Source organism: Mesobacillus subterraneus, assembly GCF_003937825.1.
GTDB lineage: Bacteria > Bacillota > Bacilli > Bacillales > Cytobacillaceae > Mesobacillus > Mesobacillus subterraneus.
The window spans coordinates 71,431-84,594 of the sequence record NZ_RSFW01000014.1; the positions used below are offsets into that span (position 1 = coordinate 71,431).

Below are 13,164 nucleotides of genomic sequence, written 5' to 3' on the forward strand. Positions count from 1 at the left end.
CGTTTCTCTTTTTTCCGTCTGTCACTAATTACACCATTCGATTCCAGTGGCGGTGTGCAACGACCGCATCGATAAATTTCTGGCTCTCGCCGGTTACTTCCTTGCTGTTCTCGAAAATAACCACACCTGATGCGCCTTCAGTACTGATGCCGGCAGCGGCGAGCAGATCAGAGCCCTCTTTTCCAGCTCCTACTGCCTTGAAGTGGCTGAATGCTTCATCCACGAAATAAACCGCTTCCTTCTTCTGCTTCAGGCTGTCCACGCTATGCTGCCCACCTGCGATATACAGGGCATCATACAACACCGAGCTGCTTGTAAGGAATGTGTGGTCCACTTCGATTTCTTTGCCATCATCGCCCTTAAGCATGCCCAGCTTCTGGCTGATGACTTCAGCGGTGATTCCGCTCTTTTTCAGCATCTCCATCAAGCCTGAAACTTCAGCACCATTGAAGCCATTGTCAGCCAGGAGTGCTACCTTCCTTGTGTTTGGCAGCTTTACAGTGTTCATTTGGCTCAAGGCTGGTGATGAAAGCGTCACTTCCATCGGTTTATTATCTGTCGGTGCCTTCATGCCAAGGCTGTCGGCAACCTGTTCCGCCAGGTACAAGTCAATGTTTGTGAGCATTTTGACTACCTTCATCCGGATATCCTTGCTTTTCACTTTGCCAAGCTCGAAGCTGTAAGCCTCGATGATATGCTGTTTTTCCACATCAGACATACTGTTCCAGAAAAGAATCGCCTGTGAATAATGGTCGTTGAAGCTGTCGCTGCGCTGGCGGACCTTCCTGCCTTCCACCTTCTCCTGATAATGCTCAAAGCCGCCATCGTTCGAAGGTGCAGGATGCGGATCATTATTCTGCAGGGAGTTCTTATGATAAGAAACCTGTCCGCGGTCAATCGTCATCCGGTGCATACCGTCACGCTGATTATTATGGAACGGGCATACCGGCCTGTTGATCGGGATCTCATGGAAATTCGGACCGCCCAGGCGGGTCAGCTGGGTGTCTGTATAGGAGAACAGACGTCCCTGCAGTAGCGGGTCATTTGTAAAATCAATCCCTGGCACGACATGCCCCGGGTGGAATGCGACCTGCTCTGTTTCAGCAAAAACATTGGTTACGTTTTGGTTCAAGGTCATTTTTCCAATGATCTTGACCGGAACCAATTCCTCGGGCCAGATTTTCGTAGGGTCCAGGACATCAAAATCAAATTTGAACTCATCCTCTTCCTCAATCAACTGGACGCCTAGTTCAAACTCCGGATAATCCCCTTTTTCAATCGCTTCATAAAGGTCTTTGCGGTGGAAATCCGGGTCTTTACCGGCAAGCTTTTGTGCTTCATCCCAAACCAATGAGTGTACTCCCAGAACAGGCTTCCAGTGGAACTTTACAAAACGTGCCTTCCCTTGCTCGTTGACAAGCCGGAAAGTGTGGACACCGAAGCCTTCCATCATCCGGTAGCTTCGCGGAATGGCACGATCTGACATCGCCCAAATAACCGTATGCGCGGACTCGGTGTTATTTACAACGAAATCCCAGAATGTATCATGGGCGGTAGAGGCCTGCGGCATCTCATTATGCGGCTCCGGCTTGAAGGAGTGCACCAAATCAGGAAATTTGATTGCATCCTGAATAAAAAAGACAGGAATATTGTTTCCGACAAGGTCGTAATTGCCTTCCTCGGTATAGAACTTCGTCGAGAACCCGCGGACATCGCGGACAGAGTCTCCTGACCCGCGTGAGCCCGCCACCGTTGAAAAACGGACAAAGACCGGCGTCTTCTTGCCTGGGTCCTGCAAAAAATTAGCTTTCGTATATTCAGCCATTGGCTCGTACACCTGAAAATATCCATGTGCTGCATACCCTCTCGCATGGACAACACGCTCAGGAATTCGTTCGTGATCAAAATGGGTCATTTTTTCGCGGAAATGGAAGTCTTCCATTAGGGTCGGCCCCCGCACTCCCGCTTTCAAGGAATGCTCATCATCGGTAACGCGGACACCCTGGTTCGTCGTCAGCGCCTCGCCATCATGTCCAGACCTGAATTGCTCAAGCTGCTGATCTTTTGAATTTTCGTTCACAGATTGATTCTTCTCGTCTTTCTTCACTGATTCATTCCTCCCGTTTCTGTTCTGGAAGCATGTCAATATGTATGAAACGTTCATAAGTTGCCATCCTATTGATCACCGAACCTGCGGCCATGCCCCTCTATGGACGTATACCACAACAAAAAGCCCGCTAAACGGATATTTAGCAGGCGCATTTGTTGCTAGAGGTTTTCCTCAACATATTGTTTCGCATCTTCAGGAGAAGCGAATGGTTTTACAAAAGTGATTTTTGTGCTGTCATACACCACGAGCAGGAAGCCATCTGCAACCTGGATAATATCAGCAGTTAGGTTTTCATCACTTGGCGGCCTGACTGTTTCCTGGATGGCCGCTTGTCCTTTGTCCTGCCATGTTTGTATTTCAACTGCATATGCATCGACACTCATTCCTTCGGTGAATCTTTCCTGGAGGTAATCGACTGTCACCGGATCCTCCTGCGTCTTTACTTCCGTTTCCGGCGGCCCGTCCTGTCCGTCCGAACTGCATCCCGCAAGCAGGCCCGCTGCTGCTAATGATAATAGTAGTTTCTTCATAAGATCCTCCTTATCGTAAGATTCTCTTATCGTATTGATACCCGTTTTGAGGAAGTGGAAAAGGGATTTCACGCATTTGGTTGGAATTGGCAGGTTAAAAAACAGGATTCCACGAGGAACCCTGTTTGCTCATCCTATTTTACTCTGGAGCGGTGAATGTGCGCTGTGCCAGTTCGTTTTCCAGCATGAAGAATGCATTGCTGTCCTGATCGATTCTGCGAAGCTTCTGGATCAGGCTGTCAAATAGAGCTTCTTCCTCCACCTGCTCTTCGATGAACCATTTCAGGAAGGTCATCGTCGCGTGCTCACGCTCATCCAAAGCTATATCGGCAAGATTGTAGATTCGGCGTGTTACTTCCTTCTCGTGCCCAAGGCCTTTTTCAAAAACATCGAGCACGGATGAGAACTCGTTTGATGGGGCTGGGAAACCATCGAATGTCACGCGCTCTCCCATATCATTGATGAAGTTGTAGAACTTCATCGCATGGAAGCGTTCCTCTTCTGCCTGAACCAGGAAGAAGTTTGCGAATCCATCTAGATTTTCCGCAGAGCAATAAGCTGCCATCGCCATATACGCATGTGCAGAATAAAATTCATAATTCATTTGTTCAATCAAACCATTAACCAACTTTTCACTGATCATCAGTCATTCCTCCTCTTTCTACTTTAAAACCAGTCTCGTCACACTCTCGATCTGGCTGGTGTGCGGGAACATGTCCACTGGCTGTATATATTCTACTTTATAATGGCTTCCTAATGTATGAATATCCTTTGCCAGCGTCGATGGATTGCAGGAAACGTAAACAAATGTCTTTGGCTTGATTTTCAGGACCGTTTTCAGGAATTCCTGGTCACAGCCTGTCCGCGGCGGGTCTACAACGATTACATCATGCCGCCAGCCTTCGTTCAGCCATTTTGGAAGCAGCTCTTCGGCTTTGCCCACGTAAAACTTCGCATGCTGAACCCCATGCTTTTCGGCATTTTTTTTCGCATCATCAATTGATTCGGGAATGACATCCATTCCTCGGACCTCACCGGCCTGATCTGCCATCCATAAGCCGATTGTTCCGACTCCGCAATAAGCATCCACCAGTTTTTCTTTGCCCGTGAGCTTTGCGGCGGACTTTGCCTCATTGTACAGCTTCACGGTCTGTTCAGGATTCAGCTGGAAAAATGTCCGCGCGGAAAGCTCGAACTGAAGGTCGCCAAGTGTTTCCTGGATAAAGTCGCTTCCTTCCAGGGTTGCGGTATCCTTGCCAAAAATGACGGACGTTTTCTCGCCGTTGACATTTTGGACAATCGAGTTGACCTCCGGAAGACGCTTCTTGATTTCCTGAATAATAATGTCCTTTTTCGGAAGTTCTTTTTTCGTCGTGATCAGGACGATTTGCAATTCCCCCGTCTTCACCCCTGTTCGGGCAACGATTGTCCGGACCAGGCCTTTATGCTTTCGCTCATTGTAAATCGGAATCTTCAAATCCTGAAGGATGCCTTTAACCACTTCTGTCGCCTTCGTCGTGGCCGGATGCTGAACGGCACATTGCTCGATGTTGATCAGATTGTGTGAGTTCAAGCCATAAAGGCCGGCCAGCACCTTGCCATCTCTTTCGCCAACCTGGAACTGGCTTTTGTTGCGGTAGCCCCAAGGATTCTCCATGCCGATTGTCGGCCTGATGTCGAGCGCATCGATCTTCAGTTTCGAATGGCGTTCGAGAGCCTGGATGACAATGTCACGCTTTTCATTCAGCTGCTGGTCGTAGCGCAAATGCTGGAGCTGACAGCCGCCGCACTGGTCATACACCGGACAGAGCGGCTTGATTCGATGCTCTGACTTTTTGCGGATTTTCTTGATTTTTGCTTCGGCGAACTTGGGGTGGACCTTCGTCGCTTCCACGACCACTTCCTCACCTGGCAGCGCACCAGGAACGAATACGACCTGCCGTTTAAAATAACCGACACCCTCGCCATTGATTCCAAGACGCTTGATTGTCAGCGGAAAAGTCTGCTTCAGCTGCAATTTCGCTGTTGTTTGTTGTTCTTTTTTCATAAAACTTCACTCCAATTACTCAATGCTTCTCCATAAATAGAGCGAAGCATAGCTCAAATAAGGATTCCATGGTTCTTTCCACTTTTCCATCTCGGCTGGTGTCGGCTTTTGCTCCATGTTGAAGAATTTCTTCAACGCGTTCTGGATGCCGACGTCCCCCATCGGAAACAGGTTCGGCCTGCCTAAAGCAAACAGCAGGAAATTCTCCACTGTCCAGGGGCCGACGCCGCGTATTTTGATCAATTCCTGGGCAATTTCTGCGTCTGATTTTGCTTTTATTTTTTCAAAATCAAGCTGCCCTGATGCCGCCAGTTCTCCGATGCCAATGACATATTCCGCTTTCCGGCCGCTGAACTGCAATTCCCGCAGCTGTTCGACCGTGAGCTCTGCCACCTTTTCCGGTGAAGGATAAAACCAGACACCGTCTATTTCATCGCCAAACGTTGTGACAAACCGTTCTGTTAAAGTAAACGCAAACTTCAGATTCAGCTGCTGATGGATGATGCTTTTAATCAAGCTCGAAAACGGATCGAATTCCAGCACCAGCGGAGTTCCAAAGTGATCGATGAACAGATTCTTAAGTTCGGTCGTTTGAAAATGCTCATGGACCTTGATCAATTCCACATCCCATTGAAAAATTTCCGTCAGGCGCTGAATCGTTCTTTCTTGATCATGATTGGCGCGAACGAGGAATTCAGGCTTCTCCAATGTACCAGTTCCGATGACCTCAGCGACTAATTTTTCGTTCCCGAACCTGAGCGGCACTTTTACGAGACGCTGTTCGATATTAACTATGTTTAAAGGATCCAGCGCCAGCCTGCTCAGCGCGAGATCAAAATCATATGGACCTGGAATTGCAACCTTCTCTTCCCACATACAAGTAACCGCCCTTTAGTATTTTCCCCGTATTATAGCATTTTCACGTCTTTTTTACGAAAAATAGACGATTTGCTGCACATCTTATGGACGGGAAACTAGTTTATTGGCGAAACCAGGCCACATATTGGCGATAATCTTTTTTTATTGACGAAAATAAAATTTTATTGGCGAAACTGCACCGTTTATTGGCGAAAACAAAGATTTATTGGCGAACTGGAAAAAATCCTTGTTTCTTTCCAGTTCAAAAAGTCCCGGCACCTTAAAATGCCGGGACAAAAATGATTAATACATCATCGGGTGCTTTATGCCGTTTTTGCTTAGCATCAGGTCATCGAGGCTTTTAAAAGTATATCCTTGTTCCTTAAGGTCGCGGATCACTTTTCCGAGCGCGTCGGCATTGTCTTTTGATACGGTATGCAGAAGCAGGACCGCACCTGGATGGATTTGGCTCATGATTTTATCGTAGGAATATTGTGCGCCTCTTTGCTGGTCGGTGTTCCAATCGACAAACGCGAGCGACCAGAATACATGGGTATAACCTGCCTCCCTGGCTATTGCCATTGTTCGTTCGCTGAAAATTCCGCGGGGCGGTCGCAGATAAGCCATGTCCTTCTTGCCGGTGATCCTTTCGGTTTCGGCCCGGACCATTTCAAGCTCCTTCATGATTTTTTCGTCGCTGATTTTCGTCATGTCCGGGTGATGCCAGGAATGGTTGCCGATGATGTGGCCTTCATTGGCCATCCTGGAGACAAGCTCGGGGGCACTTTCAAGATAATGGCCTGTCACAAAAAAAGCTGCCGGCACTTTTTCTTCCCTTAAGGTATCAAGGATTTTTTCGGTATAGCCATTTTCATAGCCATTGTCGAATGTAAGATAAATATCCTTTGATTTCTTGTCCCCTTTATAAACCGCTCCATGGTCTTCGAGGATGACTTCGAACATTCGGCCCGCATCTGCCTGCCTTCCGTTCCGCCCTTTCTTGAAGCCCCAATGCAATGGGGAATTGGAATTTTCCTCCGCGCTGACCGCTGCCGGCAATGCAAATAACAACAGTATATTCAAGGCAATCAATAGTTTAAAGATTGTTTTCATGATGTTCCTCCATTGATGTTTTCCCTTATTGTTTGCCAGCAGGAGAAAAAAATTCTTTCTAAAAAAAACACGCAACACAAAAAAGGAAGCTCGCGATAAAGCGAACCTCCTTTGTCATTTTATTTATAAACTCTGTCAGCGAACTGAGCCAATTTTTCAAGAGAAGATTTTTCTACATCTTCATGCAGGCTGTTGCCGTGGGAATCCATTGTGACCACCGCTGTGAAGCCTTCGACATTCAGGTGCCACATTGCTTCTGGAATACCGAAATTCATCAGGTCAACACCCTCGACCGATTTGATGCAGTCAGCATAATACTGTGCAGCTCCGCCAATCGCATTCAGGTAAACGCCGCCGTGCTCCTTCAGTGCAGCAAGCGTCTTCGCGCCCATCCCGCCTTTTCCGATGACTGCGCGGATGCCAAACCTCTTCATGATGTCACCCTGGTAAGGCTCCTCACGAATACTTGTCGTCGGTCCTGCAGCCTTCACATGCCAATTGCCTTCTTCATCTTTTAGCATAACCGGACCGCAGTGGTAAATGATCTGCCCATTCAAATCTACAGGTGAATCATGGTCTGACAGGTATTTGTGAATCGCATCGCGGCCAGTGTACATCATGCCGTCGATCCTGACCACATCGCCAACCTTCAATCCGCGGATTTGCTCTTCAGTAATTGGAGCTGTCAGGGTTACAACGTTCTGTTCAACCGGTGCTTCAACTGCTGCAGCGATTTCTTGTGCCGCAGGCTGAGCGAAGTCGATCTTTTCTCCCTCCTGGTACATCCATTCTTTGATTTCCCCAGTTTCAGGATTTACCGCTACACCAAGACGTCGGTATGCCCAGCAGTTGTAAGCTACAGATACGTAAAAGCTTGCGGGGATGCGGTTCATGACACCAATTTTGCATCCAAGCAAAGTTGTCTCTCCGCCAAATCCCATCGTGCCAATTCCTAGCTTATTGGCATTTTCCATCACATATTCTTCAAGGTCGCGCAGTTCCTCGTTCGGATTGACATCGTCAACTGAACGGAATAGCTGTTCCTTCGCCAAATCGTAACCGGAAGAACGGTCGCCGCCAATGCCGACACCGATGAAGCCGGCGCTGCAGCCTTGTCCCTGTGCCTGGTAAACGGAGTGCATGATGCACTTGCGGATGCCGTCAAGGTCACGGCCTGCACGTCCAAGTCCTTCAAGCTCAGCTGGAAGGCTGTACTGGATATTCTTGTTCTCACAGCCGCCACCTTTTAAAATCAGGCGGGCATCAATATAATCTTTTTCCCATTGTTCGAACTTGATGACTGGAGTGCCGCCGCCGAGGTTGTCGCCGCTGTTCTCACCTGTCAGTGAATCAACGGAGTTCGGACGCAGCTTGCCATTCTTAGTCGCAAGGGCAATTGCATTATAGATCGCCTTTTTCATTTCAATTTGGTTCGCTCCGACCGGGGTCTTGATTTTAAAAGTCGGCAGGCCAGTATCCTGGCAGATTGGCGAGACATTGTCATCAGCCATTTTGATATTATTCGTAATCGTATCAAGGCTCATCGCTGAACGGGTACCCGCATTTTCGCGCTCCGCAGCCGCTTTGATCGCCCTGCGCACATCCTTCGGCAGGTTCGTGGATGTTTCAACTATCAGCTCGTACATGCTTTCCTGAAACTTCTCGATATTCATCAGTTTACCCCTCTCTGCTCCCTGTTCGTGAATCTTATATGTGTAAATTTTATAACAATTTCTCCGATATCATTATACTCCTATCATCTATTGATTTAAAGATAGAATATGGAATCGGTTACAAGGAAATTAAGGGCAGTTTCTCATAAAATAAAAAGAGACCCGTAAAAGGGCCCCTTACAAATCGCGATTCTTGAACTCGCGGCATTTTGCATCCATTTCTTCAACAATCTGGATCATGCGGTCGATATCCTCAAGATCTGCCTCTTCAGGATCGATTGCTTCCAGCAATTCAGAGAACATATCCAGACGCTGTTTCAAAAATACAACCTGTGTATTTTTATCGTTAATCGGATTTCCCAAACTTTCTCGCTCCTTTCACTATCGTTAACATCCTACCTAAAATCTGTCTATTTTACAATAAATAATCAAACAGTTGGTTCTATTATTCCCCGAAGCTGGTCTGCAACAACACGTTTGTGAATGTCTTTTAAAGCAATAGTTTACGACAGGGACATTAAGTTAAAACATACATAGAGGTGAAAAGTATGTTTTTCAATTCCTGGGACGCGATTTTCCGCACATTGATTGTCGGGGTGCTGGCGTATAGTGGTTTAGTGATCTTGCTGCGGATTTCGGGTAAAAGAACTTTATCGAAAATGAATGCCTTTGACTTGATTGTGACGGTTGCACTTGGTTCGACTCTGGCATCAATCCTTCTGAATAAAAATGTGGCCCTGATGGAAGGCCTATCGGCATTTTTCATTCTGATTGCACTTCAGTACCTGGTTGCGTGGCTGTCTGTACATTCCGACAGATTCAAGAAACTAATCAAGTCTGATCCGCAGTTATTGTTTTACAGGGGAGAATTTTTAACTGATAAGATAAACAAAGAGCGTGTTCTCGAAGTGGAGATTCTCCAGGCAGCCCGGTCGAGCGGTATCCAATCATTGGATGATGCTGAGGCAGTTGTGCTCGAAACGGATGGCAGTATCTCCGTCATAAAAAAATCCGATTCAAATGCTGATACAATAGCTAATGTCAAAAAATAAGAAAGCAGGCTGATACACTCGTCAGCCTGCCATTGTTTTATTCATCGAGTCCGACGGCTTTCCCTTCCCTGCTTGAATCTGCAGCTCCGTAGAGAACTCCTTTTTCACGGTCAACCTGGATCGCCTGGACGTTGCCAATCGGGAATGGTTTTTCAGCGAATTCAAATCCTCTCGCTTCCATCTCACCCTTTGCCTCCATGTTGATGCCTGCTTCCCAGCCGATAAGCGGGCCGGTACTATTGAAGATTCTTGGCTCTTCAATCGCCTCTTTCAAATCCATGCCGAAATCAAGAACATTGACGATGGTCTGGAACACGGAACCCACGATGGTCGGGCCGCCCGGAGAACCAAGTGTCAGTACCGGCTCATCATCCTTAAAGATAATGGTCGGCGTCTTGCAGCTGACAGGGCGTTTGCCTGGCTGGATTTCATTAAGGCCGCCCGGCATTGCATCAAAGTCAGTCAGTTCATTGTTCAGCACGAAGCCATAATCATTCACCATGATTCCCGAACCAAATGGATGCTCGACCGTTGACGTGCAGGCAACAATATTGCCCCACTTGTCCATAACGGTAAAGTGGGTGGTCTCGCTTCTTTCCCTTTCTGGCTCAAACATCTGGCGGACCACCTTGATTTCCTTGCTGCCGGTATAGGCCCAGGGGTTGCCGAAATCCACTGCATCATTTCTGCGATCAAAATTGATTAATTTCCTGCGTTCAGCCAGATATTCCTCATTCAGCATTCCTTTTAGCGGGATATCACCGACTTCTGGATCTCCTGAAAAGGCAATTTTATCTGAAAAAGCAATTCTCATTGCTTCTGTGAACAAATAATACTTTTCCCATGATTTCGCATCATATTTGCTGAGGTCAAAACCCTCGAGCAGCTTTAAAATTTGCAGCATCGTAGTCCCGCCTGCGCTTGGCATATTGGACGAGGCAATCTTATAGCCTCGATATGTCCCCCATACCGGTTGATCGATGGTAATCTCATAATCCCTCAGATCGGACATTTCCATGATGCCGCCAAGCTCCTTTAGAGTCGAAATCAACGCTTCGCCGATTTCCCCCTCGTAAAAAGCCTCAATTCCGTCACGCTGAAGGATGCGGAAAGTTTTCGCCAAATGCTCCTTCTGGTAAACATCGCCTTCCTTAAGCGACTTGCCTCCAGGCATGAATAGTTCCTTCGCATGGTCTCCAAGACGGTAATCGAAGGTATTGAGGATTTCTTCCATCACCCAGTTGACCTCTACACCCTTTTCAGCAGCCTGGGCGGCAGGTTCGATCAATTCAGCCAGCGGCTTCGTGCCATATTCCTTCCTCGCAGCTTCCATAGCCTTCAGAATTCCAGGAACTCCGACTCCTATTGCATGTGTCGACCTTTCTTTAAAAGGAATGACCTCTCCCTTCTTATCCAAAAAAAGCTCTGGATGTGCTGCCTTCGGTGCCCGCGTGTGCCCGTCAAATATTTTTGTTGTTTTGGATTCAGCATGGTACACCATAAAAAATCCGCTGCCTCCAATGCCCGTCATCATCGGTTCTCCGACATTAAGGCCAAATTGGATAGCAATGGCTGCGTCAATTGCGTTACCGCCTTCTCGCAGGATTTTCTCTCCTGCGTCTGTGGCGATCGGATGCGCCGAAGCGGCCATCGAAATCTTTCCTGTTGCTGTTTCTCTATCAAAATCGCACTTGGCATTGCGCGGTTGAAAATCTTTTCCCATCGTCCTTCATCCTCCATTGGCTTGTCATATCTCAACTTTGTATAAGTAAATTACCCCTTTGCGTAAATTAAAAACTACCGAAATAATGGATGCCGCATTTCAGCATAAAAAACCAGCCCTGAAGAATCAGGGCTGGTTCATCATCTGAACTTATCGGTTATTGTCGTTCTTCTGCTCATCAGGTGAGACAGTGAAACTATTGGATGTTTTGCCTAGACCTGTTGTGTCGGATGGCTGGCTTTCCATGCCTGTTGCATAGCTGCTTGCAGCGTTATTCGAGCTTGAAGTGGATGAAGCAGAATCAGTTGCGGAATTCACTACAGGGTTATCCATAGCAGTTGTTCCCGCTTCCTTCACCTTAGAACCCACTTCTTTCAGCTCTTCCTTTGCGTTCATCACAGTCTGGACAACATCTGAAGAGTTTGATTTTGCCTCGTTCATTTTGCTGAATACATCCTCGTTAAGACGCTGGTAAAGGTTCTGCGCGTCACTGATTGCTTCTTTAAGGATGCTGGAAGCTTCTTTGAAGCTGTTCATCATCTGTTCCTTCACATCTGTCGGGTTATTCTTTACCTCACTGATGACATTCATGGAAGTATCCTTCACATTCACTGCAGTATCCTTTACTTTCGTACGAGTGTTGGAATCCAGCATAGCAAGAACACCGCCGATTGTAGCGCCGATCAGCAGGCCTTTCATCAGCTTGCTGTTGTTCGAGCTGCTTGTGCTGTCTGATGAATAGCTGTCAGAGTAGCCGCCCATGGAAGAATTGTTAGAGTAAGCGTTGTTCGCGTATGAATTATTTGAGTAAGAGTTGTTCGATGATGTGCTGCCATAGGTAGTCGTTCCAGTCGTTGGATCATAGCTTGCGTTCTGTGCTGATGAAGTGTACATATTGTCATTCAAATTGTATTGTCCGTTTGATTGATTGTTATTTCCGTTTGGTAAAATGTTCTGTGACATAATGTATTTCCTCCTTAATTTATGGTGGATTTAATTGTTATGCCTATCTATTTCCCGGGACGGACAAGAGATAAACAGGATTTATATACCATTTGTCAAGAGGGAAAAATTATCGGTAAGTTCCAAGAAAAAAACCTGACCGATTTTGATCAGGTTTTACTTCTATTCTATAAGACGTTCACCTGGATTCACGCTTATCCAGGTATTGTTGATCGTGCACTACAGCCAACCCTTATCTAGGTCTTTCACTGGAGACAAACCCGAAGCTGACATGGTCCTGAACAGGAATCCACGCTCCAATGCCCTGAGAAACGACATTTTTGACGACGATAAATTTCTTGCTTCCTTTAAGCATGAGGTAGACCTCGCCATAGGTCACCTTGCCTTTTTCATTAATAGCAGGCGCGTAGGCGTATAAATAGCCTAATCGTTTTGGCTGGATATTATAGATATGGTCTTTTTTCGTACCGGCACCGACTATGGTTTCAAAGGCAAGCGGAAGTCCTGATTTCTGCGCTGCTTTTAACAGCATCATCTTCTGGACATCCTCCGCATTCTTGATTTTTGCCGTCAATCCGCCTTTCACGACCTTTTGCTGCTCCTGAACATAATGAATTTGATAAATAGCATTTCCGCCGCGGTTATCATAATAGTTGGTATTGATCTTCTGAAACTCCCAGTTTGGCGAGGTTTCCGTCGACTCGTAATTCAATGGCCACTCCCCAAGGTACACGATCGCCCGGTAGCCAATCGCAAACGGTGTGCTGTTGATCGATGTTTCATTCAGCATCCTGATCAAATCAGGGTTTTCGATTTTCACCTTCGACGTTTTTAGCAGGCTCTTTGTCAGCTCGCTCGGCTGCAGGAACGGCAAATCCTCCGTCGGATTCGGATACGTATTATCCTTGGTGATGTTCATGACTGAACTGGGAACCGTATACTTCGCCTTCTCAGCCTGCTTCGGCTGCTGAGGTGCCTTCTTCTCCTTGTTTTCCTCAGCAAAACCCGGCATCAGTATGGACATCATGAAAATAACTGTCATAACAAGGATAGCTGCTGCTTTTTTCATGCTGTTGAACTCCTTTCACTACAAGA

At 46.9% G+C, this 13,164-nt stretch carries 12 protein-coding genes; 1 reads left to right on the forward strand and 11 read right to left on the reverse strand.

The features are described 5' to 3' along the window. Nucleotides 1-28: 28 nt before the first annotated feature. The 8 genes from EJA10_RS12395 to EJA10_RS12430 all read right to left on the reverse strand — a co-directional run bounded on the left by EJA10_RS12395 (nucleotide 29) and on the right by EJA10_RS12430 (nucleotide 8,694). Complete coding sequence (locus EJA10_RS12395; protein ID WP_246017776.1) at nucleotides 29-2,107, reverse strand: catalase; 2,079 nt, start codon at nucleotides 2,105-2,107, stop codon at nucleotides 29-31. Between the two features lie 161 nt (nucleotides 2,108-2,268). Beyond that, a complete protein-coding gene (locus EJA10_RS12400; RefSeq protein WP_125480327.1) occupies nucleotides 2,269-2,640 on the reverse strand; it encodes a hypothetical protein in 372 nt (123 codons plus the stop codon). Between the two features lie 139 nt (nucleotides 2,641-2,779). Next, nucleotides 2,780-3,283: a ferritin gene (locus EJA10_RS12405; RefSeq protein ID WP_125480328.1), complete on the reverse strand. Its 504-nt coding sequence runs from the start codon at nucleotides 3,281-3,283 to the stop codon at nucleotides 2,780-2,782. 18 nt (nucleotides 3,284-3,301) lie between these two features. Further along, on the reverse strand, nucleotides 3,302-4,687 hold the full coding sequence (rlmD, locus tag EJA10_RS12410; protein WP_125480329.1) for a 23S rRNA (uracil(1939)-C(5))-methyltransferase RlmD: 1,386 nt from the start codon (nucleotides 4,685-4,687) through the stop codon (nucleotides 3,302-3,304). Nucleotides 4,688-4,702: 15 nt separating this feature from the next. Continuing rightward, nucleotides 4,703-5,563, reverse strand: a complete 861-nt coding sequence (locus tag EJA10_RS12415) for a DNA-3-methyladenine glycosylase family protein (RefSeq protein WP_125480330.1) — start codon at nucleotides 5,561-5,563, stop codon at nucleotides 4,703-4,705. Nucleotides 5,564-5,848: 285 nt separating this feature from the next. After that, nucleotides 5,849-6,658 (reverse strand): delta-lactam-biosynthetic de-N-acetylase, encoded by an 810-nt coding sequence (gene pdaA / locus EJA10_RS12420; RefSeq protein WP_125480331.1) that lies wholly within the window; start codon nucleotides 6,656-6,658, stop codon nucleotides 5,849-5,851. A gap of 119 nt (nucleotides 6,659-6,777) precedes the next feature. Continuing rightward, on the reverse strand, nucleotides 6,778-8,331 hold the full coding sequence (locus tag EJA10_RS12425) for a fumarate hydratase (RefSeq protein WP_125480332.1): 1,554 nt from the start codon (nucleotides 8,329-8,331) through the stop codon (nucleotides 6,778-6,780). A 177-nt stretch (nucleotides 8,332-8,508) separates the two neighbouring features. After that, nucleotides 8,509-8,694 (reverse strand): SE1561 family protein, encoded by a 186-nt coding sequence (locus EJA10_RS12430; protein WP_125480333.1) that lies wholly within the window; start codon nucleotides 8,692-8,694, stop codon nucleotides 8,509-8,511. Nucleotides 8,695-8,879: 185 nt separating this feature from the next. On the opposite strand from EJA10_RS12430, the gene EJA10_RS12435 reads away from it, so the two are divergent. Then, nucleotides 8,880-9,383, forward strand: a complete 504-nt coding sequence (locus EJA10_RS12435) for a DUF421 domain-containing protein (protein WP_125480334.1) — start codon at nucleotides 8,880-8,882, stop codon at nucleotides 9,381-9,383. A 37-nt stretch (nucleotides 9,384-9,420) separates the two neighbouring features. Here the strand turns inward: EJA10_RS12435 and ggt are convergent, their stop codons facing one another. The 3 genes from ggt to EJA10_RS12450 all read right to left on the reverse strand — a co-directional run bounded on the left by ggt (nucleotide 9,421) and on the right by EJA10_RS12450 (nucleotide 13,138). Then, nucleotides 9,421-11,106 carry a gamma-glutamyltransferase gene (ggt, locus tag EJA10_RS12440; RefSeq protein WP_125480335.1) on the reverse strand — a complete coding sequence of 562 codons (1,686 nt, stop codon included), beginning with the start codon at nucleotides 11,104-11,106 and terminating at the stop codon, nucleotides 9,421-9,423. A gap of 150 nt (nucleotides 11,107-11,256) precedes the next feature. Next, complete coding sequence (locus tag EJA10_RS23660; protein WP_211340565.1) at nucleotides 11,257-12,069, reverse strand: YtxH domain-containing protein; 813 nt, start codon at nucleotides 12,067-12,069, stop codon at nucleotides 11,257-11,259. Between the two features lie 232 nt (nucleotides 12,070-12,301). Next, nucleotides 12,302-13,138 carry a YfkD famly protein gene (locus tag EJA10_RS12450; protein ID WP_125480336.1) on the reverse strand — a complete coding sequence of 279 codons (837 nt, stop codon included), beginning with the start codon at nucleotides 13,136-13,138 and terminating at the stop codon, nucleotides 12,302-12,304. Nucleotides 13,139-13,164: the final 26 nt, after the last annotated feature.